Below are 21,274 nucleotides of genomic sequence, written 5' to 3' on the forward strand. Positions count from 1 at the left end.
GCCAGCGGCGTGCCCTCGGCGACCTGCACAAGCTCGGTCGGGCACACGGCCATCCCCGCGGTCAGGTTGCGGTGCTCCGGCGCCGGCCCGGCATCCGGCACGGTGATGTCGAAGACCGCCGTCCCGCCGACCGGCCCGGGCGGCGTGACCGCCAGATAGGACAGGTGCCACGTGTCCCCGGAACGCCACCAGGTTGCTGAGCAGGCGTCCACACCGACCGGGCCCAGGTCATGCACTTTGCCAGTGTGCGGATCGACCAGGTGCAGTTCCGCGGCGAACGCCCCGGAATCCTCTTCCGGGCCCGCCCAGCTGAGCACCGCCAGCGGGCCGCCGTCCGGCCGCTGCACCCCCTCCACCACGTGCCGCTCACCGAGACCGGCCACCGAACGCAGCTCACCGCTGTCGAGGTCGAGTAGCCGCAGCCGCGCCGGGCGTGCACACTCGCCCCACACCACCGCGTCATCCCCCTCAGCCCGCCGCCGCTCGTCCTCGGCGTCCGGTTCATCGACGGCAACCACCGCGACCGCCCGGCCGTCGGCCAGCAGCCGAAAACCGGCGACGCCGCCGCGCCAAGCGGTCACCTCCTCCGCCAGCCCGTCACCGAGCCGCAGACGGTGCAACTGCCGACCAGTGACAAAGTACAAAGACCCCGAGTCCGGAGCCCACTGCGGAGCCCCGACCCACCGGCTGCCGTCCGTCAACTGCCGCGGAGTCGAACCACCAGCGGTATCCGCCAGCCACAGCGCACTCACCAAGCGCTCTCTGACACCAACGGTCCTCACCGCGTAGGCGACCAGGCAACCATCCGGCGAGACCACGGGGTACAGCGGCACCACGCTGTCCACCACCAACTCGGCCAGCAACTCCATGGACACCTCGGTCACTTGGCGCCCCCATCCGCAGCTACGTGTCCGCACATCCTGCCGCACGACCCAGAACTCGAACGCCGGCGGGGTGCGTTCAGCACCCGCCGAGGTTCAGAAACAGGCTGATGATGAGTGCCAGCAGGTACCAGTAGGAGTTGCCCCGGGTGAACACCCAGGGTTCCCCGTCCCTGTCCAGCTCGATGCTGCAGCCGCAGCCGTCCTGGTCGTCGCCCTGTTCGCCGGGCCTGTGGCGCTGGTTGAGCTTCGCGCCCAGGATGCCGGCGACCGCGGCGATGGTGTCGTGCGGGCCGGACGGCAGGGTGAGGGCGGACGGCAGCGCCGCCAGTTCGCCGACCACGGCACCGGCGTGTGAGGGCGCCACGGACAGCATGTCATCGGCGGCGGTGTCCGTATGTGAGCCTGCCCCAGGCCGGCAGCCTCGTCAGCCGCGTCGCCGAGGGCGAAGGCCTGGCCCGGGCGGCGAAACCCGCGTTCGAAGGCCGGGCCCGCCGCTTCAGGCTGCGGCCAGGTCCGCGCGGCCGAACAGCAGGGCATAGCCGCGGGGCAGGTGGGCGAGGAGGCGGTCGGTGAGGTGGTCGTCGGTGAGGGTGGCGAGGGCGGCCAGGACGGAGGAGGCGTCCCAGCGGGCTGCGGTGAGGCTGGTGCCCAGGGTGTGGGCGAGGGTTTCGACGAAGGCGGGGGCGGTGACGGGGCTAGGCAGGGGGATCTGGGCGGCGAAGACGGCGCGGGCTCGCTCGGGCAGGGCAGGCGAGATCGCAGCGTTCATCTCCGGTGAGCTGGGAGCCGAGGACGGCCAGGACGGCGTCGAGGACGCGTTCGGCTTCCTCGTCGCTGGGGTAGCGGCCGGCTGTGCGGACCTGCTGGAGAAGCGGCGGTAGCGGGTCATGTCGGGCGGCCTTCCGGGGTGGGGCCGCGCGGTCGGCGCGGCGGCGCTGAGCGGGTCAGGGGCGGTGGCCGGCCCGTGGGCGGCCAAAGAGCAGGTCGTAGCCGGGTGGGAGCTGAAACAGGACGCGGTCCATGAGCTCATCGCCGGCGCCGTCGGCGACGGTGGACAGGACGGCGCCAATGTCCCACAAGGCGGTGGTCTCGGTGGCGCCCTCGATCCAGGCGGCCGTGGCGCGCACGAACCGTTCGGGGGTGAGCGGTTCGGCGGCCTGGAGGGGGTTGAGCAGGACTAGGGCGAGGGCCTCGGGCAGGCGGGCCGCTAGGCCCGCGCGGACCTGGCCTACGAGGTGGGCGCCGAGCAGGGCCAGCACGACGCGGGCCACGCGTTCGGTCTCCTCGGTGGTGTCGTATTCGCCGCGTTCTTGGACCCGGTCCAAGAACGCCTCCCATCGAAGCGTCACCGCGGATCCTCCCTTCGACGCGGGCGGTGCCTGGCGGCTAGAAGGTGGGGCCCAGGCGGCCGGTGAGGCCGGTGAGTCTCAGCAGCCTGGCCGGGTGACCGACACCCCGCAGAACCCGGCGGCCGCCGGTGCGGTCGGCCTGGTTGCGGGCCTGGACGAGGGCGCCCAGGCCCGAGCAGTCCGTCACCTGGGACAGGTCGAGCAGCACCTCCCGGTGCGCGTCCAGCGCGCGGGTCAGCTCGCGGCGCAGGCGCGGGGCGGCGTCGAGGTCGATCTCGCCGCGTGCCCGCACCACGAAGGGAGCCTGGCCCTGGTCTGGCATGGGGCTGCTCGCTGTTCCGGTCGGCCCTCGCGCGGCGCGCGGGCCCGGGGAGAGGGGGCGGGGTGTCCCGCGCCGCCCCGTCGGGGGGATTTTCGGGGCGGTGCGGGACCGTATCGGGGCCGAGTCAGGCCTGGATCTGCTTGCGGGTGCCGCTGTGGCTGATCGCGACCTTACGGGGCTTGGCCTTCTCCGCGACCGGGATGCGCAGGGTCAGCACGCCCGCGTCGTAGTCGGCGGTGATGCCCTCGGGGTCGAGCGTGTCGGAGAGCATGACCTGGCGGGAGAACACGCCGAGCGGGCGCTCGGACAGCTCCCACTTCACGTCCTCGCCCTGGTGGCGCGGCCGGCGCTCGGCCTTGACGGTCACCATGTTTCGCTCGACGTCGATGTCGATCGCCTCCGGGTCCACCCCGGGCAGGTCGAAGCAGATCACGTACTCCTCGCCCGCGCGGTACGCGTCCAGCGGCATCGGCGTGGGACGGGACCACGTGCCGCTCGTACCGAGGAACTGCTGGGTCAGCCGGTCCAGCTCGCGGAACGGGTCGGTGCGCAACAGCATCGCGAAACACCTCCAAGTGGGATCAAAGGGTGCCAGTGCGCTTCACCTGACACCCTTCCAACACGTCATCGTTCCGATGACAAACACTGCTCGTCGTCGTTAGAGTGACAACATGCGTGAGAAGCCCCCGAAGCCCGCCACCAGGCCGAAGACGCCCGTCGAACCGGCCTCCTTCCTCGCCGCCGCGGCGGCCCTGGCCGCCATCGACGACGCCGTCCGCACCGCCCAGATCCCCGACGCCCCCGGCGCCCAAGGCCCCGAGGAAGAGGAAGCCGGCCCCGGACAGGCCCTGGCCGCACTCGTCCTGCTGCGTGAACTGCGCACCCAGCTCGCCGGCTGGGAAGCCGGCCTCGTGGAGAACGCCCGCAACGCCGGCGCCACCTGGGCCGACCTCGCCCACCCCATGGGCGTCGCCAGCCGCCAGGCCGCCGAGAACCGCTACCTGCGCCTGCGCCCCGCCGGAACCACCCGCCACACCGCCGGGACCGGCGCAGAACGCGTCAAGGCCGTTCGTGACCGCCGCGCTGCCGAGCGCACCGTGGCCTCCTGGGCCCGCGACAACGCCGCCGAGCTGCGCGTCCTCGCCGCCCAAATCACCACGACCGCACTCGCCCCCAGCGCCCGCCCGGCCCAGGCCGCCCTGACCGCCGCCCTCGGCACCACCGACCCCGCCGACCTCATAGAGCCCCTCGCCGCCGTCCGCCCCCACCTCGGCACCGGCCAGGACGACCTCGCCACCCGCCTCGACGCCCTCACCCACCACACCACCCAGCTCCGCGATGACAGCGACCGACGCCGCGCCTGACCCCGCCGCCGCCACCGAAAGACGCTGGCAGGACCTCCTGGACCGGATCCACGACCTCCAAACACGAGTGGCCGCCACCACGAGCACCGTCACCACCGCCCTCGACACCCACCTCGCCCGGCTCGACGCCCTGCGCCACCACCTCGCCCAACCCACCTGGCCGCTACCCGCCCCCGACCCGAGCAGCCCCCAAGGCCGCACCGCCGAACAACCAGCCGGCTTGACAGGGCCGGGAGTCACCCCGCGGTCCGCAACCAGCCGGGCCGTCACGCCCGGCGCCCGTAACTCACCGGCGCGCCCGGGGGCGGTCGCGCTCGTGGTCTCCGGAGGCATACCGGCTCCAGGTGGCCCCGATGTCCGTCGCGGCCTGCTCGGTGGTGAAGTCGGGGTAGCCGAGCGCCTTCGCGGCCACAGGCGGCGGAGTGTGCGCGACGAACTGGCGCAGCGCCTCTGCCCGGCCGGTACCGGGCACGATGCCGGCCTCCCTCAGGATCGTCTGGAGACTCCGCGCCGCCATGGGCTGGCCAGCTTGGCGTCCAGGAAAGAGCCCACTGCCGACTTCGCGCACTGGCGTGGGGCAGGCGGTGGTGGTCGGGGTTCAGGTAGTCCCGGATCAGGTCGGCGACGGGCTCGGGGACCGGCATGGGCGGCTCGCCCATGCTCCGCTCCCCTGCGGCAGGTCGCAGCGCGGTGGCCGAGCACTCACTCACCCGCGCGGAGGAAAGCCGTGTGTTCCTCGGCGTCGGCGGCGGCCACTACGCCTGGTCGGCGCCCTCGACGGTCAGCAGTTCCACGAGAAGGCGATCCGCCGCAGCGCTTCGACCGGATCCATGCCTCCAGTGTTGCCCGCCTGCACATGATCGCGGCCGTCACGGGCACGCGCAGGGCATGAGCACACAGCATCTGGAGACCGAGCGGAAGTACGACGGCTCTGCGCTTCCGCAGCGGCTCGACCAGGTGCCCGGCGTGGCAACCGCGCAGAGCACCGAACCCCAGGACCTTGACGCCGTCTATTACGACAGCCGGGACCTGCGCCTCCTGGGGCGCGGGATCACGGTGCGCCGGCGCACCGGCGGGAGCGATGCCGGCTGGCACCTCAAGCTGCCGCGCGGCGACGACGTGCGCCAGGAGGTCCGGCTGCCGCTGGAGGCCAGTGGCCCCGGCGAGGTCCCGACTGAGTTCTCGCAACTCGTCACAGCATTTACTCGCGGCGCCACGCTCGCCCCGGTGGCGCACCTGCGCACCCGCCGCGCCCAGCTGCTGCTGCGCGACGAGCGGGGAGACACGCTCGCGCAGATCACCGAGGACCGGGTCGCGGCCCAGGTCCTCGATGCCGGACACCTCGCCCCCACGCCCTCGGACGATCGGCCGGCGGTCCCCGGGACGGACGGGGAAGCCCGACCCATGGACGCACACGAGACCGGCCCGGCAGGCGGGACCAGTACCGAGGTCTGCGGCTGGACCGAGTTCGAGGTCGAGCTGGAGCACGGCCCGCCGACCCTGCTGGACCACATCGAGGCCGTGTTCGCCGACGCGGGGCTGACCCGCTCACCGTGGCCCTCGCCTGGGCCAGGCCGAGCTTGTGGCAGCGGATCAGCAGCCGCACGGTGGCCTCGTCCAGGAGCACCGGGCCGCCCTCGTGGCGGTAGCCGATCGGGTCCGGCAGGTCCAGGTGCTCCCGGGTCGGGCGCTGGGTGTTCTGACCCGTGAGGTTGAGGTCAGGGGCTGTCCGAACGGCTTCCGGCTGAGCGAGCTTGGCACCTTCGTGGAGAACGGCGAGTGCCGTTTCAAGGTTCCCGCGCGGGGATCGCACCGACCCCGGACGTGTCAGTCCCCGGTAGCTCCGATCTCGTCCTGAAATCTTCAGTCGTCGCTGATGGTTCCGGTGTTCGGGCGAACTTGCCGGGGGCCTAGGCCGGATCCTGGATCATCACCATCAGGCTCGATGAACGTCTCCATCAGCCAGAATGGCTCTGCCCGGTTTTCCGGTGTAATGACCAGTCTCCTCCGCGTTCGATTCAGGTCAATACCTCCGGGTGCACCTCTTCAACTCCCGCACGCGACGACTGTCAGCGACGGGTGAAAACTGACCGCTGATCGGCGGACCAAAGGGGGCGGCCTTGGTCGGCGGGCGGACATGCCAGGGCCTCCCGGCGGCGCGGACAGCACGAACGTACCGGACCGAACATCACCCGCGGCCGGCCGCACGGCTGTCTCCTCCGGCCAGGTGATGGCTCCCGCTCGGGGTCAGGGCTGGAAGAGGACCTTGACCGCGCCGTCCTCCTTGCGCTGGAACATCTCGTACGCCGACGGCGCGTCCGCGAGCTGCAGGTGGTGCGTGGCGAAGCCCTCGACGCCGAGCGGGTCGCCGTCTGTGACCAGCGGCAGCAGGTCGTCGACCCAGCGGCGCACGTTGGCCTGGCCCATGCGCAGTTGGATCTGCTTGTCGAAAAGGGTCAGCAGGGGCAGCGGGTCGGTCATGCCGCCGTAGACGCCGGAGACGGAGATGGTGCCGCCGCGGCGGACCATGTCGATGGCCAGGTGCAGGGCGTGGAGGCGGTCGATGCCGACGCGGCGCATGATGCGTTCGGCCAGAGCGTCGGGGAGCAGGCCGGTTGCGCGTTGGACCGTTTCGGCGATCGGTGAGCCGTGGGCCTCCATGCCGACGGCGTCGATGACCGCGTGCGGGCCGAGGCCGTCGGTGAGGTCACGCACGACGTTGGCGATGTCGTCGCCGTGCTCGATCAGGTCGAAAACGGTGGCACCGCGCTCCCGGGCGCGGGCGAGGCGTTCCGGAACCAGGTCGATGCCGATGACCTGGGCGATACCCCGGTGGGCGGCAATACGGCAACTCATGTCGCCGATCGGTCCCAGGCCGAGGACAGCGAGGCTACCGCCGGCCGGAACGGAGGCGTACTCGACGGCTTGCCAGGCGGTGGGAAGGACATCGGACAGGAACACGAAGCGGTCGTCGGGCGGACCGTGAGGAACCTTGATCGGCAGGGTGTTGCCGAACGGGACCCGGAGCAGTTCCGCCTGGCCGCCGGGAACCTGGCCGTAGAGCTTCGTGTAGCCGAATAGTGCGGCCCCACTGCCGTACTCGGTGACCTGCGTGGTCTCGCACTGCGAGTACAGACCGGCGGTGCACAGACGGCAGGTGCCGCAGCTGACGTTGAACGGGATGACCACGCGGTCGCCAGGGTGGAGCGCCGTGACCTCGGTCCCGATCTCGCGGACGGTTCCCATCGTCTCGTGGCCCAGGATGTCGCCCGGATCGAGGAAGGGGCCCAGGACCTCATAGAGGTGCAGGTCCGATCCGCACAAACCGGTGGTGGTCACCTCGACGATCACATCGGTGGAGTCCCGGAGACAGGGGTCGGCGACCTCCTCCACGCGGACATCGCGCCGGCCATGCCATGTGACTGCTCGCATTGTCTGGTCCTTCTTTCTGTTTGGCCCTCAAGTGAGTTGCTCGGCCGAGTTCAGAGCATGTGGCCCGCGTTCGGCGGCCCGGCGGGCGGGCCCGAAGCCGAGACCTCTCGAGGCGCCGGTCGGACGGCGAAGGCTGGACGCCGTCGCGGCTACCCGCCTCACCCCCGCGCAACCGGCCGCGGGTCGCCGCCGCCGTGCTCGGCGGCCTGCTGCTCTGGTGACTACCGCGCTCGTGCCGGCAGTTGATCTCCAGCGCGGTGCCGGCCTCGGGGCAGGCCGTGAAGACGGCCCGCCCGTCGAAGCGGGACTGCGGGCGGCCGCTTGGGGTCCTCAACGCTGCCGACGGCACCCCGCTGCCCTGACCGGCCCCCTCGCTCTTGGCCGTTCCCTGGGCAGGGACATCCTTCGGGGCGAACACCGGAATGTTCCGCTGCTCCGCAGAGCGCTCCCGCGTCTCCGTCAGAGGTGCTCACGACATCGTTCTCTTCCCAGACAGATGCCTCCTCACCGACGGCAGGAGGTTGCAGCCGACTGTCCCGTTCACCGGCTCCCCACCGGGAAGTAATCGTTCGGGCGGGCCGGGGCCGCGTCGATCACCGGAACCCGGGTCCCCGTCTGGGCAGCTGGCGCAGCGGGTGGGCCGGGCGGAGGAAGCGTGGCGGCCGCAGCGCGCGGTTGCAGAGCACAGTCCGGGTGATGCCGAATCATGTGGACTGCGGTTCGGGTACGCGAAGGGGCTGAACGGTGGGCGGGAGCGAGAACGAGGAGTCGGAGGCGAGGGCGGACCGCAAGTGGACTGAGATGCTGCAGGAGGTCCGGGTCGCCCAGACCGGCGCGCAGATTCTGTTCGGATTCCTGATCAGCGTGGTCTTCACCCCGCGGTTCACCCGGATCAGCCCGGTCGACCGCACGCTGTACGACGTTACGGTGGTCCTCGGAGCCGTTGCCACCGGCACGCTGATCGCTCCGGTCGCCTTCCACCGTTTCCTCGCCGGCCACCGGATGATGCCCGAACTGGTCCGCGCCGGCGCCAAAATGATCGTCCTGGGGCTCGTCCTGCTCGGCATCACCGTCGGCGCCGCCCTCGTGCTGCTTCTCCACGTCGCCACCGGATCGGCGATCGCCTGGGCGGTCGCGGGAGCCGTGATGTTCTGGTTCGCCATCTGCTGGCTCATTCTGCCCTGGATCGCGTTGCGCGTGGGTCGGCGCCGCACGTCACGAGCCGGGGCGCAGTGACACTCCGCTCGCCCTTGCGGCGGTTCGCGGCAGCAGGACGGCGTGCAGGCAGGTGTGCTGCTGGCCCGCTGGACTCGGCGGCGAGCGGCCGGGCTACCTCCCCGTTGATCTCCACGCGGAATGTGCCGGGCGTGTCCACGTATTTCCCGAAGGTGCGGGCCGCGCTCGGACGCACAGCGCTCCAGCAGATCGGTGCCCGCATGATCGAGATCCGCGATGCGGCGCCCCGCAGGCCCGAGCACCCCGGGTTCCTGCAGAAGGCAGCGGACGCGATCCTCGGGTAGCCCTTACCCGGCCCTGCGCGGGGACCCCGGCTGCGTGGCGGCTTACCGGGGACAGCCGACGTTCGCGAGGCGCTCCCGGGCCGGTGGTTGTGGATTCGATGGTGAGGCGAGGTGACAGGTTCCGACCTTCCCGGACATGCAGGGACCGGCCTTCGTCGTCGGGCAGTCCGAAGGCCATAGTGCCGGTGCCGGGCTCGGCGGGAGGAACCCTCAGGAGAGAGGCCTGAGGAGTTCAGGGCTCCAATCCGCGGGCAGTATCCGGCCGGGAGTCGCTTCTGGATTCGTCGCGCATGGGACAGCGTTGCTGGCGAATGGCCCGGAGGATGTCCTCGCTGGGGGTCCACAAGCCGAGCGCTCCCCGTACCGAAAGAGGCGCGGCAAGAGCCAGGACGTCCGCGAGTTCCCAGTGCCAGCTGTCACGGAATCCCCATTCGAGGCAGCAACCTTCGGTGGCACGGTGGCAGCCGACGAGTTGCGCGGTGCCGATGATGGCGCCTCTCTCGTCCGGCCAATCGGGGTTCGCTGGCGGGAGGAGGCCCCTGTAGGTGACCAGACCGGCGTGGATGAGGAGCAGGCCGCGGTACTTGGTGGGTCTGGGGCGGTTCTCGATCCGTTTCGGGCCGTACACGATGGCATCGGCGTATGGCTGGCGCACGGTGAGCGCCCTCGCGGTGGTCATAGGTGCCGCCTTTCGCAGTCGGAGTGTTCGCCGCCGACGCCGTAGTAGCCGTTATGACTCTGTCCTGATCCCCGGGTACTGGCGCCGGCCAGCAACGTCCATCCCCGTCGCCTCGAGGTGCCCGCGCGGATGTGGACAGATCCAGACCTCGCGCCAGGCTGGCGGGATCACCAGGGCCCATCCGCGCGAGGGTGTCCGGATCGCTGATCGCGGCTCCTGCCGCCTCGCGGTAGGCGAAGCCGCGGCGGACGCGGGTCCAGCCGGGGCGGTGCGGATCGCCGGTGACCAGCCGCGGCATGGTGCGCTCCTGAAGGTGAGGGGCCGCCTGTGGGGCGGGCGGACGTAGCGAGCGTCTGACCGGCACGGCGACGGCGAAACAATGTCGCAGCCGTTTCCGCGGGGTGGCCGGGGGCAGACGCGGGCCGAGGGAGACTGCGTTGGAAGGACCTGCACGATGAGTGGCCGCTCCGGATTTACCACGCCCTGTCGGAAGACGACTGCGCCGGTACCGCCGTTGCGCGCGTTGGACACCTCGCTGCGGCTGCCCGGGGTCTACCCCGCGCAGGGGGACACCGCGTTGCTGCTGGAGTGCCTCCTTCGCGAACGACTGCAGGCAGGTGTCGAGGTGCTCGACCTTGGCACCGGTTGCGGTTCGCTGGCCCTGGCCGCTGCGCGGCGCGGGGCACGGGTCGTGGCGGTGGACGTCTCGTGGCACGCGCTCTTCTGCGCCTGGCTCAACGCGCGGCGGCAGGGCTGCCGGGTCCGGCTGCGCCACGGTGATCTGACCGCGCCGGTGGCGGACGAGCGTTTCGACCTGGTGGTGAGCAATCCGCCGTACGTCCCGGCCCGGCGGGCGGCCGCGCCGCGGCACGGGATCGCCCGGGCCTGGGACGCCGGGCCGGACGGGCGGTTGGTGCTGGACCGCTTCTGTGCGCAGGCGCCGCACGTGCTGCGGCCGGGCGGGGTGCTGCTGGTGGTCCAGTCCGCGATCGCCGACGTCGCGGCGACACTGTCCGCGTTGGCCCGCGGCGGCGTGGTCGCGCGGGTGACGGCCCGGCGGCGGCAGCCGTTCGGCCCGGTGATGAAGGCCCGCGCGGGATGGTTCGAACAGTGCGGACTGATCACGCCCGGGCAGCGGGACGAGGACCTGGTGGTGATCCGCGGTGTCCGGGCCGGCTGACAGTGAACCGCGCCGGGCTGGCTGGGAGCCTCGCCGGGTGCGGCTGGTCGACGGCGGGCCGGTGCTGATCGAGGGACCGGTGGAGGTGCTGCTGCCGGACGGATCGACGGTGCGGTGCGACCGCCCCGTGGTCGCGCTGTGCGCCTGCCGGCGCAGCCGCCGGTATCCGTTCTGCGACACCAGCCACCGCCGTCACCGGCCGTGCCTTCGGGCGTCAACGCGCGAGGGCTCGGCCGGTGCGCAGTGAGCTCCGCCCGGCCCGCCAGGAGCCGAGCAGGTGCTCGGTGAACCGGTCCTCGACGATCCCCGTCGCCGCGACGCCGAACGCGATGTCCACGGCGAGTTCCGGTTCCTCGCGCAGCAGGGCGCCGATGACGTCGTGCCGGACCACCTGCTCGTGGACGGCATCGGCCTCCACGTGCTCGCGGTAGAACCGCGTACCGGCCTCCCCCGCGCCGAGCCGCTCGAAGGCCGCCGCGAGCCGCGCCGAGCCCGGTGAGGAGCTGATCTCCACGGCCGCGAACTGCCCGACCAGGGCGCCGCGCAGGGCCCGGTGCAGGCCGAAGAGCGACATCAGGTTGACCACTGCCAGCGCCTGGGCGGGTGCGGCGTCGAGGTAGCGGCCGTAGCTCGGGTCGAGGCCGAAGTCGGCCATCATCTCGGCGAACAGGCGGGCGTGCGCGCGATCCGCCCGGCCGGCGCCGTACTCGTCGAACTCGACGGCCAGGAAGGCTGCTTGGGCCGCGCCGTGCAGGCGCGGGATGGCCCACGCCTGCGGGTCGGCCTCCTTGAGGTGGTAGAGCGAGCGCAGTGCCAGGTACTCGCGGGCCTGCCACCGCTCGCCCTCGGCGAGCAGGAAGTGCGAAGGGCCGCTGCCGTCACGGGGCTCGGTCAGCAGCCGGTCGAGCAGGGCATCGAGGGGTTCGGCCGGCTGGGTGGCGGTGCGCAGGGCGGCGAGCCAGCCGCGTTCCAACTCGCGGCGCAGGCCCAGCAGTTCGATGTCCCACTCCCATTCGGGCGGCACGCCGCGGAAGCCGCGATAGTGCAGCTCGTAGCAGAGCTGGAGCGCGAGCTGGACGTCCTCGCCCCAGGGGTCCACCCTCTCGCGCTGCGGGAGGTCGAGCAGCCGGCCCGCCCCCGGCGGTCCGGAGCGCAGCAGCGCGCACACGGCGGCCGAGTACGGGCCGCGCGGCGTGGGCAGCGCCGGCGCGCCGGACCCGAGCGCGACCTCGGTGGCGGCTGCGCGTGGTGTCGGCATGGTTCAGCTCCTGGGAAGAGCGGTGCCGTGCAGGTCGAGGGTGCAGCACTTGGCGCCGCCGTCAGGCGCTTGCCCGGGGCGCCCATCGGCAAACGCGTGCGCAACCTGCTCCCGGGGCAGGGCCGGGAGCCGGCAACACCGCAGAAGCCAGCTTCGGCGGCGCCTACACGGGTCTGCCCGCCTACGCCGGCGTGGACCGCGGCAACTTCCCGCACGACTACTCCGACATCGTCGGAGCCGTGGAGCAGCTGGCCTATGTCACGAACCCGAGTGGGGCCAGGCCAACGGAAGCAATCAGCAGCGGACGGCGCGGTCGCTGCTGCCTCCTGATCCAGGCCACCTCCGAGGCGGCACGTTTCTACGACATCAACGGCGTGTTCAGGGCCGCGATGATCGGCGCCAGCACCATCACGGGCTGACCGGCTGGCAGCAGGACCTGGAGAACGCCTCACCAACTACGGGTCCGCCGCGCCCGTCACCTCGAGCGGCGGCCCGGGGGCCGGTCCGAGGCCAGCGTCCGCAGCGCCGTAGAGCCACCCGCCAGCCGGGTTCCCAACCTCACGGGCCAGAACAACTAGGCCTCGGTTCAGCGGCCGCCCTCGGGCTTTTGCGGCTCCTTCGGTGCGACTCCGGTGTGTGCCTTCTGTGTGTATCCTCCGGCCGGGCGGCCGGAAGGGCCTTGCGGACCGTAGTCACGCCGGTGCTTGGAAGGCCCTTGTTCCTCGCCTCGGGTGCCCTCGCTGTGCACAGTGTTCCCGGGGACCTCGCGATGCTCCTCCTCGGCGGGTTCGCGGCCCGGGCCGGGCTCCGGAGCGTAGCTGTCGGGGTGGAAGGAGCGGTGGGCGCTGTCGTTCGGTTCCTGGTGCTCGGCGTCGATGTCGCTGGACCAGCCGTGGTGTCGGCCTTGGTGCCGGCTGGCCTGGCCTTCGTCCATGGAGTGATGGGTTGCCGGTTTCTTGGAAGTCATGGCGGGCGGTCCTTCCGTTTCGTGGAGCTGTCATTTCGCGCTTTGCCGCTCCCTCACGCGACAAACACTCCGAGGATCAGTGGTTTTCAACCCCGGCAGACCAAGCCGAATCCTGCTCGCCGTCGTGCAGGACGAGCAGCGCCGCCGGGCAGCAGGGCGTGGTGTGGTCGGGCTCAGCGGCCAATGAGGGCTCCTTTCCGGCCGGGGAGAGGTTCGCCTGTCCCGGGTCGTGGCCTCGTCCAATGGGCCGCGTCGTCGGCAGCGGAGGCCTGGCCCGGTAGCGCTCCCGCGCTCGCGGGCCGGGCCCGCCACTTCAGGCGACGGCGGCCAGGTCCGCGCGGCCGAACAGCAGAGCGTAGCCGCGGGGCAGGTGGGCGAGGAGGCGGTCGGTGAGGTGGTCGTCGGTGAGGGTGGCGAGGGCGGCCAGGACCGAGGAGGCGTCCCAGCGGGCGGCGGTGAGGCTGGTGCCCAGCGTGTGGGCGAGGGCTTCGACGAAGGCGGGGGCGGTGACGGGACGGGGCAGGGGGATCTGAGCGGCGAAGACGGCGCGGGCCCGTTCGGGCAGGGCGGCGGCGAGGTCGCAGCGTTCGTCGCCGGTGAGCTGGGAACCGAGGAGGGCCAAGACGGCGTCGAGGACCCGTTCGGCTTCCTCGTCGCTGGGGTAGCGGCCGCCGGTGCGGATCTGCTGGAGGAGGCGGCGGTAGCAGGTCATGACGAGCGGCCTTCCGGGGTGGGGCCGCGCGGTCGGCGCGGCGACGCGAAGCGGGCAGCGGTGCGGCGGAGCGGGGTCAGGGGCGGTGGCCGGCACCTGGGCGGCCGAAGAGCAGGTCGTAGCCGGGCGGGAGCTGGAACAGGACGCGGTCCATGAGTTCACCGCTGGCGGCGTCGGCGACGGTGGACAGGACGGCGCCGATGTCCCACAGGGCGGTGGTCTCGGTGGCGCCGTCGATCCAGGCGGCAGTGGCGCGTACGAACCGTTCAGGGGTGAGCGGTTCTGCGGCCTGGAGGGGGTTGAGCAGGACCAGGGCCATGGCTTCGGGCAGGCGGGCCGCCAGGTCGGCGCGGACCTGACCCACGAGGTGGGCGCCGAGCAAGGCCAGCACGACGCGGGCGGCGCGTTCGGCGTCCTCAGGTGCGTCGTATTCGCCGCGTTCCCGGACGCGGTCCAGGAACGCCTCCCATCGGAGCGTCACCGTGAATCCTCCCTTCGGCGCAGGACCTGGGCTTACACGGGCTGCTCGCCGGCCGCCCGGCCGGCACGCGCGCCGCGGCCTGTCGAACGGGGGTGAGGGTGTCCCGCGCCGTCCCGCCGGGGGGATGTTCGGGGCGGCACGGGACCGTATCGGGGCCGGGTCAGGCCTGGATCTGCCTGCGGCCCGCGCTGTGACCGACCGCGACCTTCCGGGGCTTGGCCTTCTCCGCGACCGGGATCCTGAGGGTCAGCACGCCCGCGTCGTAATCGGCGGTGATGCCCTCCGGGTCAAGCGTGTCGGAGAGCATGACCTGGCGCGAGAAGACACCCAGCGGGCGCTCGGACAGCTCCCACTTCACGTTCTCGCCTTGGTGTCGCGGACGGCGCTCGGCCTTGACGGTCACCATGTTCCGCTCGACGTCGATGTCGATCGCCTCCGGGTCCACCCCGGGCAGGTCGAAGCAGATCACGTACTCCTCGCCCGCGCGGTACGCGTCCAGCGGCATCGGCGTGGGACGGGACCACGTGCCGCTCGTACCGAGGAACTGCTGGGTCAGTCGGTCCAGCTCGCGGAACGGGTCGGTGCGCAACAGCATCGCGAAACACCTCCAACTGGGATCAAAGGGTGCCAGTGCGCTTCACCTTGACACCGTTCTAACACGTCATCCATCCGATGACAAATCATGCTCGTCATCGGTAGAGTGACAACATGCGTGAGAAGCCCCCGCAGCCCGCCACCAGGCCGAAGACGCCCGTCGAGCCGGCCTCCTTCCTCGCCGCCTTGGCAGCCCTGGCCGCCATCGACGACGCCGTCCGCACCGCCCAGACCCCCGCAGCCGCCCCACCGGCTGCGCAAAGCCCCGAGGAAGCCGACCCCGGGCAAGCCCTGGCCGCCCTGGTCCTGCTGCGTGAACTACGCGCGCAGCTCGCCGGCTGGGAAGCCGGCCTGGTGGAGAACGCCCGCAACGCGGGCGCCACCTGGGCCGACCTCGCCCACCCCATGGGCGTCGCCAGCCGCCAGGCCGCCGAGAACCGCTACCTGCGCCTGCGCCCCGCCGGAACCACCCGCCAAACCGCCGGGACCGGCGCAGAACGCGTCAAGGCCGTTCGTGACCGCCGCGCCGCCGAACGCACCGTGGCCGTCTGGGCCCGCGACAACGCCGCCGAGCTGCGGGTCCTCGCCGCCCAAATCACCACGACCGCACTCGCCCCCGGCGCCCGCCCCGCCCAGGCCGCCCTGATCGCCGCCCTCGGCACCACCGACCCCGCCGACCTCATAGAGCCCCTCGCCGCCGTCCGCCCCCACCTGGGCACCGGCCAGGGCGATCTCGCCACCCGCCTCGACGCCCTCACCCACCACACCACCCAGCTCCGCGATGACAGCGACCGACGCCGCGCCTGACCCCGCCGCCGCCACCGAAAGACGCTGGCAGGACCTCCTGGACCGGATCCACGACCTCGAAGCACAAGTGGCCGCCACTACGAGCACCGTCCACGCCGCCCTCGACACCCACCTCGCCCGGCTCGACGCCCTGCGCCACCACCTCGACCAGCCCACCTGGCCGCTACCCGCCCCCGATCCGGGCAGCCCCCAGACCACGGCGGCCACCTCCACCCATCACCGGGTGGACGCCTTCGCCGATGTGCCAAGCGCGGATGGCGGCGGCCCGGGTATCAACGCCGGCCCGCCGCGCCGGGCGAGGACAGCTGCGGCGAGCGGGGCGCGGCGGTGGCTGCCCTTGCAGACCGTCAATATCCGCCGGTGAGCTGAGGCCATGTCGGTTTGGAGCTTCTCGATCTCGATGGCCAGGCACCCCAGCGCCTCCTTCTCCGGCGGGAAGATCTCTCGGATGACGCGCAGTTGCTCGATGGCGGTCGGGTTGATCGCCTCGGGGACGAACATGTCGTCGAAGCTGTAAGGGCCATGCGCTTAACGTGGGTGAGGGTGGCCTCGTCGCGGCAGGTGAAGCGGTGGCCGAGGGCTACCCGCGCTCGTCCAGATAGGCCGCGCACGCCGTGCACCTGGCGGTCGTGCCCGCCAGCTCCGCCGGGTACCAGGCGGTGCCGGCCTGGGTGGAGCATTGGGCCACGATGCTCATCCCGTGGGTGGGTCGGCCGCACAAGGTGAGAGGCCCCGGCTGATGCGACCTGGGACTCTCCGGCAGGGCGGCGTGAAGGGAGCCGAGGCTCTGGAGCTGCTGCGGGGCGTTGAGCACGATGATGTCCACGCCTCCCACCCTCGCTCGGGGTCCGCGCCAGGGCGAGTCCGGATATGGGGCCGCTGGTCCCGACCCTGGACAGGGCTCGCGATACCAGTCCCACGCCTCGGTCACCGGCTCACCGCCCGGCTCCCGGTGCTCGGCGATCTGGAGAGGTCGACCAGCCACAAGCCCGGGATCTTCTTGCCGAAGACCGGATGGTGCTCGGGCGGGTATACGTCCAGGACCTGCGGCGGCGCCCGTCCTGACAGCGTGACGGCGATGCCCGGTCGGAGTACCAGGGCTTGCCACCGGCGTGGCGGGCGCCACCCCGAAACTCGGAGCACTATGCAGGACCCATGTCCTTCCGGCATCCCGCCGAACGCACCGACAGCGGCCATGGCCACTTCGAGCGCATGGCCGAACGCGCCTCGAACTTCACCAGCTCACCCGTGTTCTTCCTGCTGTGCCTGCTCCTGGTCGCCGCCTTCATCGCCGTCCACGCCGTCGGCCTGTCCCTCAGCCGGCAACTACTGATCGGCGACCTGATGACCGCCGTGACACTGCTGCTCCTCGCACTGCTGAAGAACGCCGAACGGCGCGCCGAACACGCCATCCAGCGCAAGCTCGACGCCATCGCCGCGGCCCTGCTGGAACAGCGCAGCGGACACACCGACAAGGCGGTCGAATCCCTGGAGCAGGCGATCCGACTGGAGGACGAAACCTGAACCGCGCACTGACGCTGCCCCGGGCCGCCTCGCCCAGAGCCCCGGCCGAACCGCTACCTGTCCTCGCGCGGCGTCCCGCCGCTCATTCCCACACGTCAGGCCCGCCGCCCTGCCACTCGACGATCCCAGGGTCATCGATCAGCGCCGCGTCCAGGTCGGCACGCCGCATGAACTCGGTGACATCGGACGCGCTGTGAGCATGGCCCACCGGACTGCCATCCACATCCACGCGCCGGGCCGGCTCACCCGACCCGTCATCGCCGACCGGCCGGACGATCACATGCGCCCTGCGGCGGGCCTGCGCTCCAGCTGACAGACCACTCATACACCCAGCCTCACGCGACTCCACCAGTCCGCAACCAGGTGCGGTGCTCCCGAGGCAGTTGACGCCGGGCGCGCGCCTGCCTCCTGGCCGAGCACGGCGCAGCGGTGGTCGCGAGGTCCGGGAGCTCTGCTGTGTCGCCTGGCCGCTGTTGCCTGCGACGGGAATGCTGGCGGGCGGCGATCGCGCCATGTGCCCGGACGGCGTCCTCGCGGCCACGCGCCGCGCCCGGAGCTTCCCGCGCGGGGCGGACGGCGGGGCTCGCAGTTGCGGTGTCCACACCGTGAACCTGCGAAAGCACGGTAACCGGCTCGCCGAGGCCGTCCGGAAGCTCACTGCACGGGCCAGTTCTTTCTCATGGTGGAACGGCCCTTGACGTTCTTCTTCGCCTCCTCGTACAGCTGGTCCTTGGTCGGCCCCTGGGCCCCGCGGGTACGACCGCAGTCCGCCACGACGCGACGCGGTGAACCCGGTGGCCCGACAGCCTCCGGCCTCACTGCGGCGCGGACGGACTGCCGTACTCCTCCAGCACGTCGAGGACCTCCACCATTCCTAGCGCGAGGCAGTCGCTGCCCGGACCGTCGGCCCGCGCCGTGGTGAATCGGCCGTCCGGCGAGAAGACCGCGTGGACCGTCCAGTCAAGGAGCGACATCCGCAGCGCACCGTCCGGTTCCACCACGACCTGCCATCCGTACTCGCGAGCCGCCGATGCCACGCGGTGGGCGTTGCTGTTCACGGGGTAGGGACCGGTGGTATCGGACATGGTCGATGCTCTCCTTGGCGTCGCCCCGGGCGCTTTTCTCCATGGCTGCTTCTGGTCGACATCATGGCCGGTGCCACCGAGTGAGCACCGGGGACCCGCCGGACGAACCGTGATCCGGCCGTCCGCGTCAACCTCCGCGACTCCGGCGCCGCCGAATCAAACACCTACCGTTCCCGCTCCATGACAGGCTGGCGCCGCCGTCGGCTCGTTCCACGAGCACGAGAGGGACGGCGGCGGCCGTGACCGGTCGTTATCGCGGGCGGGTCGCGGGTAGGCGCTACGAGTCCGCCGGAGAGGACGCCGAACGGGATCCTCGTTCGAAGGCCTGTCACCTCGTCGGCGGTCACAGCGACGAGGGAGAGACCGATGAACGCTCAAGACGCCTTCGCCGGCCGTACGGCCCTGGTGACCGGATCGTCCCGGGGCCTGGGGCTGCTCATCGCTGGTGAGCTGGCCGACCGCGGCTGCCGGGTGATGCTCTGCGCCAGGGACACCGAAGCGCTGGCCGCCGCGGAGCGGTCACTGCGCGGCCGACCCGGCGAGGTCGCCTCCACCGCGGTCGACCTCCTGGACCCGGACACGCCACGGCGGCTGGTGGAGGAGACCCGGCGACGCCTGGGCAGCGAGCCCGACGTACTGGTCAACAACGCCGGGATCATCCAGGTCGGGCCGCTGGCCGCGCTGCAGGAACAGGACTTCCAGCGGGCCGTGGAGACCATGCTGGCGGCACCGCTCCGGCTGGTACTGGCCGTCCTGCCCGGGATGCGGGCCCGCCGCTGCGGGAACATCGTCAACATCACCTCGATCGGCGGACGCGTTCCCGTACCCCATCTGCTGCCGTACGTGGTCGCGAAGTTCGCCGCCACCGGGCTCTCCGAGGGACTGCACACCGAACTCGCCGCGGACGGCATCCGGGTAACCACCGTGCTACCCGGTCTGATGCGCACCGGATCGCACAACGCCGCCGAGTTCGCGGGCCAGGTGGGACGGGAGTACGCGTGGTTCGCCACGTCCGCGTCGCTGCCCCTGCTGTCCGTCGATGCCCGGCGTGCGGCCCGTGCGATCGTCCGCGCCGCCGGGCGCGGCCGGGCGGAGCTGGTGCTGACACCCGCAGCGAAGGCGGCGATCCTCGCGCACGGCCTGGCTCCGGGCGTCTTCGTCCGCACGCTGGGAGCCGTCGCCCGGCTGCTGCCCGCCCCTGGCGGCTCGCCCCGCCACGCCGTGCCCGGCGCCCGCGCGGCATGCCATCACCCGGCCGACGGTGTGGTGGCCAGGCTCACCGTTCTCGGCGAACAGGCGGGACGGCGCTACAACGAGCCACCCGCCCAGTGGAGATGACCGCTCCGCTGAGGCGGAGAAGCGTGGATGATGGTTCAGCTGGCCAGCAGGTCGATGAGGTCGTCGGCGTGCTCCTCCTCTTCCTCGAGGATGGATTCGATCAGCCGGCGGGTGGTCGGGTCGTGGTCGCCGAGCCAGCGGACGATCTCCTGGTAGGTGGAGATGACGATCCGCAAAAGCACCGGTGCCACACGCGCCCAGAAACTGGTCGAGCTGATCACCGACTGGCCCCGCGTCCTGACCCGCCCCCGGCACCCCCCCACCCCGACCGCCACCAGCCGTCGGCAAGCGCCGGACCGGCGAACAGCCCAACCGTGCAAGGCCCTGACCTGATGGTGCGCCGCCGCCCCCACGATCCCCGTCGACCATCGCCTTGCACGAATACAGCCGGTCGGCCGCGGAAGCAATTCCTCGTGGTGTGCGGCCGCCCCTAGTCTTGCCAGAGCCCTGAAAGTGCACAGCCCGGTACGGGCGAACGTGCAGAGCATGCCGTACTCGCCCCGTACCTCGCAGCTGTCCGAGGGCTCGTCAGACGTGTCGGGCACATGAAGTGTCAGGGCGCCGGCCGAGCCGCAGTAGGCCGGGCACCACGGCCAGACTGAGGACGAGCAGAAAGAGCCAGGGCCAGGCGGCACCACGGTCGAGCAGCAGGGTGAGCAGGCCGGGGGCAACGGCCTGGCCGACGTTCCAAGAGAGTTGGTAGACGGCCAGGTATCGGCCGCGCTGAGCCGGGTCGGCGAGCGAGACGCTCAGATCCTCCCGACAGGGGGTCGCGACGGTCTCGGCGAGGTTGTACACGAGCATCGCGGCGTACAGGCCTGGCAGGACGGCCCAGCCGGGGGCAGCTGCGAGCAGCGCGAAGAGACCGAAGGCGAACGCATTGAGCAGTGCTCCGGCGGCGACCACCCGGGTGGGACGCCTGCCCTCCAGACGGCGGGCGACGATGCTCTGGGTGAGTACGACCTGCACGCCGTTGAGGACGAGGAGAGCGCCGGCCACCGAGGCGTTGCGGTGCAGGCCGACGGTGAGGTAGGCGGCCAGCAGCATGCTGAGGATCATCGACGCGAAGACGAAGCTGAGGTTGACCGCCACCAGCAGCAGGTATCGCCGGTCCCGCAGCACCTCCCAGTAGCCGCCCGGCTCGGCCGTCCTGGCCTCCCGCGCGGGTGCAGCGGCGGGCCGCCACGTGGCCAGCAGGATGGATGCGAGCAGGTAGCTGGCCGCGTTGAGCACCACCAGCAGCCGCAGCACTCCGGTACCGCCGCCGGTCATCAGGACGGCGCCCAGGGCCCCGCCGAGGCCCATGCCGGTGTTGCGCAGCGTCTGCACCAGAGCGAACCATCGTGTGCGCTCGCCCTTGGGGGAGGCGAGGAGCACCAGGCCGGTGCTGGCGGTCCAGTAGCCGACGTGGCCGATCTGGGCGAGCAGGCAGACCAGGACGATCTGCCATGCCTGGTGGGTGAGCAGGAACCCGCAGTAGGCGAGTGCGGAGAGCGCGTTGGCGCCGACCGCCACGACGCGGGCGCCGTGGCGGTCGATCAGTGGGCCGACCGCGAGGGCGGTGGGCAGGGCGAGCAGCCGGGCGGTGGAGACGGCGGCGCCGACCGCGGCGAGAGGGAGGTTGGTGGTGTGGGTGAAGTAGACGAGGACGAAGGCGAGGATCAACCCGGTGCCGAGGCTGTCGACGAGGTGGGCGCCGATCAGACGGGCGCGGCCGGCGGTGTCGGGCAGGCCGAGGCGGTCGCGCAATGGCAGGGGTGTGGCGGTGGTCATGCACC

General features: G+C 71.8%; 31 protein-coding genes and 2 pseudogenes. 12 read left to right on the top strand and 21 right to left on the bottom strand.

From position 1 onward, the window contains the following. The 6 genes from ACWDAK_RS35070 to ACWDAK_RS35095 form a co-directional block, all read right to left on the bottom strand. Positions 1 to 884, bottom strand: an 884-nt coding sequence (locus ACWDAK_RS35070; protein ID WP_427395638.1) for a TolB family protein, incomplete at its 3' end; no start/stop codon positions are given. Between the two features lie 76 nt (positions 885 to 960). Continuing rightward, positions 961 to 1,248 carry a hypothetical protein gene (locus tag ACWDAK_RS35075; protein WP_427395639.1) on the bottom strand — a complete coding sequence of 96 codons (288 nt, stop codon included), beginning with the start codon at positions 1,246 to 1,248 and terminating at the stop codon, positions 961 to 963. 132 nt (positions 1,249 to 1,380) lie between these two features. Then, complete coding sequence (locus ACWDAK_RS35080) at positions 1,381 to 1,653, bottom strand: DUF2267 domain-containing protein (RefSeq protein WP_344641676.1); 273 nt, start codon at positions 1,651 to 1,653, stop codon at positions 1,381 to 1,383. Between the two features lie 175 nt (positions 1,654 to 1,828). Then, the gene (locus ACWDAK_RS35085; RefSeq protein WP_427395640.1) at positions 1,829 to 2,233 is read right to left on the bottom strand and encodes a DUF2267 domain-containing protein; all 405 of its coding nucleotides are present in this window, start codon (positions 2,231 to 2,233) and stop codon (positions 1,829 to 1,831) included. A 37-nt stretch (positions 2,234 to 2,270) separates the two neighbouring features. Next, positions 2,271 to 2,555 carry an STAS domain-containing protein gene (locus ACWDAK_RS35090; protein ID WP_427395641.1) on the bottom strand — a complete coding sequence of 95 codons (285 nt, stop codon included), beginning with the start codon at positions 2,553 to 2,555 and terminating at the stop codon, positions 2,271 to 2,273. 124 nt (positions 2,556 to 2,679) lie between these two features. After that, on the bottom strand, positions 2,680 to 3,114 hold the full coding sequence (locus ACWDAK_RS35095) for an Hsp20/alpha crystallin family protein (protein WP_344641607.1): 435 nt from the start codon (positions 3,112 to 3,114) through the stop codon (positions 2,680 to 2,682). Between the two features lie 112 nt (positions 3,115 to 3,226). Here ACWDAK_RS35095 and ACWDAK_RS35100 point away from each other — a divergent pair, with 112 nt between their 5' ends. After that, a complete protein-coding gene (locus ACWDAK_RS35100; protein ID WP_427395642.1) occupies positions 3,227 to 3,919 on the top strand; it encodes a type III effector protein in 693 nt (230 codons plus the stop codon). Between the two features lie 286 nt (positions 3,920 to 4,205). On the opposite strand, the gene ACWDAK_RS35105 is transcribed toward ACWDAK_RS35100, so the two are convergent. After that, positions 4,206 to 4,436, bottom strand: coding sequence for a hypothetical protein (locus tag ACWDAK_RS35105; RefSeq protein WP_427395643.1), 231 nt, complete (start codon positions 4,434 to 4,436; stop codon positions 4,206 to 4,208). A gap of 371 nt (positions 4,437 to 4,807) precedes the next feature. Here ACWDAK_RS35105 and ACWDAK_RS35110 point away from each other — a divergent pair, with 371 nt between their 5' ends. Beyond that, positions 4,808 to 5,629 (top strand): CYTH domain-containing protein, encoded by an 822-nt coding sequence (locus ACWDAK_RS35110; RefSeq protein WP_427395644.1) that lies wholly within the window; start codon positions 4,808 to 4,810, stop codon positions 5,627 to 5,629. Between the two features lie 537 nt (positions 5,630 to 6,166). Here the strand turns inward: ACWDAK_RS35110 and ACWDAK_RS35115 are convergent. Continuing rightward, the gene (locus ACWDAK_RS35115; protein ID WP_427395645.1) at positions 6,167 to 7,351 is read right to left on the bottom strand and encodes an alcohol dehydrogenase catalytic domain-containing protein; all 1,185 of its coding nucleotides are present in this window, start codon (positions 7,349 to 7,351) and stop codon (positions 6,167 to 6,169) included. A 744-nt stretch (positions 7,352 to 8,095) separates the two neighbouring features. Here ACWDAK_RS35115 and ACWDAK_RS35120 point away from each other — a divergent pair. Together ACWDAK_RS35120 and ACWDAK_RS35125 are read left to right on the top strand one after the other, a co-directional pair. Next, the gene (locus ACWDAK_RS35120) at positions 8,096 to 8,587 is read left to right on the top strand and encodes a DUF6328 family protein (protein WP_344641226.1); all 492 of its coding nucleotides are present in this window, start codon (positions 8,096 to 8,098) and stop codon (positions 8,585 to 8,587) included. A gap of 131 nt (positions 8,588 to 8,718) precedes the next feature. After that, the gene (locus ACWDAK_RS35125; RefSeq protein WP_344641225.1) at positions 8,719 to 8,871 is read left to right on the top strand and encodes a hypothetical protein; all 153 of its coding nucleotides are present in this window, start codon (positions 8,719 to 8,721) and stop codon (positions 8,869 to 8,871) included. A 232-nt stretch (positions 8,872 to 9,103) separates the two neighbouring features. Here the strand turns inward: ACWDAK_RS35125 and ACWDAK_RS35130 are convergent, their stop codons facing one another. Continuing rightward, positions 9,104 to 9,550, bottom strand: a complete 447-nt coding sequence (locus tag ACWDAK_RS35130; protein ID WP_344641224.1) for an ASCH domain-containing protein — start codon at positions 9,548 to 9,550, stop codon at positions 9,104 to 9,106. Between the two features lie 51 nt (positions 9,551 to 9,601). Further along, positions 9,602 to 10,081 (bottom strand): hypothetical protein, encoded by a 480-nt coding sequence (locus tag ACWDAK_RS35135; protein WP_427395646.1) that lies wholly within the window; start codon positions 10,079 to 10,081, stop codon positions 9,602 to 9,604. On the opposite strand from ACWDAK_RS35135, the gene ACWDAK_RS35140 reads away from it, so the two are divergent. Further along, the gene (locus ACWDAK_RS35140; RefSeq protein ID WP_344641222.1) at positions 10,005 to 10,730 is read left to right on the top strand and encodes a HemK2/MTQ2 family protein methyltransferase; all 726 of its coding nucleotides are present in this window, start codon (positions 10,005 to 10,007) and stop codon (positions 10,728 to 10,730) included. The two genes, ACWDAK_RS35135 and ACWDAK_RS35140, sit on opposite strands and share 77 nt — an antisense overlap. Before the next feature lie 109 nt (positions 10,731 to 10,839). Continuing rightward, positions 10,840 to 10,977, top strand: coding sequence for a CDGSH iron-sulfur domain-containing protein (locus tag ACWDAK_RS35145; protein ID WP_427395658.1), 138 nt, complete (start codon positions 10,840 to 10,842; stop codon positions 10,975 to 10,977). Here the strand turns inward: ACWDAK_RS35145 and ACWDAK_RS35150 are convergent. Next, entirely contained in the window at positions 10,945 to 11,988 is a 1,044-nt protein-coding gene (locus ACWDAK_RS35150) for an iron-containing redox enzyme family protein (protein WP_427395647.1), read from the bottom strand. The genes ACWDAK_RS35145 and ACWDAK_RS35150 overlap by 33 nt on opposite strands. On the opposite strand from ACWDAK_RS35150, the gene ACWDAK_RS35155 reads away from it, so the two are divergent. Then, positions 11,979 to 12,407, top strand: coding sequence for a ribosome-inactivating family protein (locus tag ACWDAK_RS35155; protein WP_427395648.1), 429 nt, complete (start codon positions 11,979 to 11,981; stop codon positions 12,405 to 12,407). The genes ACWDAK_RS35150 and ACWDAK_RS35155 overlap by 10 nt on opposite strands. 167 nt (positions 12,408 to 12,574) lie before the next feature. Here ACWDAK_RS35155 and ACWDAK_RS35160 read toward each other — a convergent pair whose 3' ends face one another. The 4 genes from ACWDAK_RS35160 to ACWDAK_RS35175 all read right to left on the bottom strand — a co-directional run bounded on the left by ACWDAK_RS35160 (position 12,575) and on the right by ACWDAK_RS35175 (position 14,743). Next, positions 12,575 to 12,955 carry a hypothetical protein gene (locus ACWDAK_RS35160; protein ID WP_344641218.1) on the bottom strand — a complete coding sequence of 127 codons (381 nt, stop codon included), beginning with the start codon at positions 12,953 to 12,955 and terminating at the stop codon, positions 12,575 to 12,577. 313 nt (positions 12,956 to 13,268) lie between these two features. Next, on the bottom strand, positions 13,269 to 13,667 hold the full coding sequence (locus ACWDAK_RS35165) for a DUF2267 domain-containing protein (RefSeq protein WP_427395649.1): 399 nt from the start codon (positions 13,665 to 13,667) through the stop codon (positions 13,269 to 13,271). Between the two features lie 76 nt (positions 13,668 to 13,743). After that, positions 13,744 to 14,148, bottom strand: coding sequence for a DUF2267 domain-containing protein (locus ACWDAK_RS35170; protein WP_344641216.1), 405 nt, complete (start codon positions 14,146 to 14,148; stop codon positions 13,744 to 13,746). Between the two features lie 160 nt (positions 14,149 to 14,308). Beyond that, complete coding sequence (locus tag ACWDAK_RS35175; RefSeq protein ID WP_344641215.1) at positions 14,309 to 14,743, bottom strand: Hsp20/alpha crystallin family protein; 435 nt, start codon at positions 14,741 to 14,743, stop codon at positions 14,309 to 14,311. 113 nt (positions 14,744 to 14,856) lie between these two features. Here ACWDAK_RS35175 and ACWDAK_RS35180 point away from each other — a divergent pair, with 113 nt between their 5' ends. From ACWDAK_RS35180 to ACWDAK_RS35190, 3 genes are read left to right on the top strand one after another with little or no spacing between them, the layout of a single operon-like run. Continuing rightward, positions 14,857 to 15,549 carry a hypothetical protein gene (locus ACWDAK_RS35180; protein ID WP_344641214.1) on the top strand — a complete coding sequence of 231 codons (693 nt, stop codon included), beginning with the start codon at positions 14,857 to 14,859 and terminating at the stop codon, positions 15,547 to 15,549. Beyond that, a complete protein-coding gene (locus ACWDAK_RS35185) occupies positions 15,524 to 15,913 on the top strand; it encodes a hypothetical protein (RefSeq protein ID WP_344641229.1) in 390 nt (129 codons plus the stop codon). The genes ACWDAK_RS35180 and ACWDAK_RS35185 overlap by 26 nt, the downstream gene beginning before the upstream one ends. Before the next feature lie 9 nt (positions 15,914 to 15,922). Next, complete coding sequence (locus ACWDAK_RS35190; RefSeq protein ID WP_425557871.1) at positions 15,923 to 16,066, top strand: hypothetical protein; 144 nt, start codon at positions 15,923 to 15,925, stop codon at positions 16,064 to 16,066. A gap of 63 nt (positions 16,067 to 16,129) precedes the next feature. On the opposite strand, the gene ACWDAK_RS35195 is transcribed toward ACWDAK_RS35190, so the two are convergent. Beyond that, positions 16,130 to 16,375: a hypothetical protein gene (locus ACWDAK_RS35195; protein WP_344641213.1), complete on the bottom strand. Its 246-nt coding sequence runs from the start codon at positions 16,373 to 16,375 to the stop codon at positions 16,130 to 16,132. A 329-nt stretch (positions 16,376 to 16,704) separates the two neighbouring features. Between ACWDAK_RS35195 and ACWDAK_RS35200 the strand changes: the two genes are divergently transcribed. Further along, on the top strand, positions 16,705 to 17,073 hold the full coding sequence (locus tag ACWDAK_RS35200; protein ID WP_344641212.1) for a low affinity iron permease family protein: 369 nt from the start codon (positions 16,705 to 16,707) through the stop codon (positions 17,071 to 17,073). Positions 17,074 to 17,155: 82 nt separating this feature from the next. Here the strand turns inward: ACWDAK_RS35200 and ACWDAK_RS35205 are convergent, their stop codons facing one another. The 3 genes and pseudogenes from ACWDAK_RS35205 to ACWDAK_RS35215 form a co-directional block, all read right to left on the bottom strand. Further along, positions 17,156 to 17,353 (bottom strand): hypothetical protein, encoded by a 198-nt coding sequence (locus tag ACWDAK_RS35205; protein WP_344641211.1) that lies wholly within the window; start codon positions 17,351 to 17,353, stop codon positions 17,156 to 17,158. Between the two features lie 374 nt (positions 17,354 to 17,727). Then, positions 17,728 to 17,854: pseudogene (locus tag ACWDAK_RS35210) on the bottom strand (plasmid stabilization protein); the annotation flags it as partial. 34 nt (positions 17,855 to 17,888) lie between these two features. Continuing rightward, positions 17,889 to 18,158, bottom strand: coding sequence for a hypothetical protein (locus ACWDAK_RS35215; protein WP_344641210.1), 270 nt, complete (start codon positions 18,156 to 18,158; stop codon positions 17,889 to 17,891). A 366-nt stretch (positions 18,159 to 18,524) separates the two neighbouring features. Between ACWDAK_RS35215 and ACWDAK_RS35220 the strand changes: the two genes are divergently transcribed. Beyond that, on the top strand, positions 18,525 to 19,496 hold the full coding sequence (locus tag ACWDAK_RS35220; RefSeq protein ID WP_344641209.1) for an SDR family NAD(P)-dependent oxidoreductase: 972 nt from the start codon (positions 18,525 to 18,527) through the stop codon (positions 19,494 to 19,496). Positions 19,497 to 19,531: 35 nt separating this feature from the next. Here ACWDAK_RS35220 and ACWDAK_RS35225 read toward each other — a convergent pair. Both ACWDAK_RS35225 and ACWDAK_RS35230 read right to left on the bottom strand, forming a co-directional pair. Then, a pseudogene (locus ACWDAK_RS35225) lies at positions 19,532 to 19,669 on the bottom strand (bacterioferritin); the annotation flags it as partial. A 355-nt stretch (positions 19,670 to 20,024) separates the two neighbouring features. Then, entirely contained in the window at positions 20,025 to 21,269 is a 1,245-nt protein-coding gene (locus ACWDAK_RS35230) for an MFS transporter (RefSeq protein ID WP_427395650.1), read from the bottom strand. Between the last annotated feature and the right edge of the window lie 5 nt (positions 21,270 to 21,274).

It is taken from the genome of Kitasatospora sp. NPDC001175 (assembly GCF_053598215.1).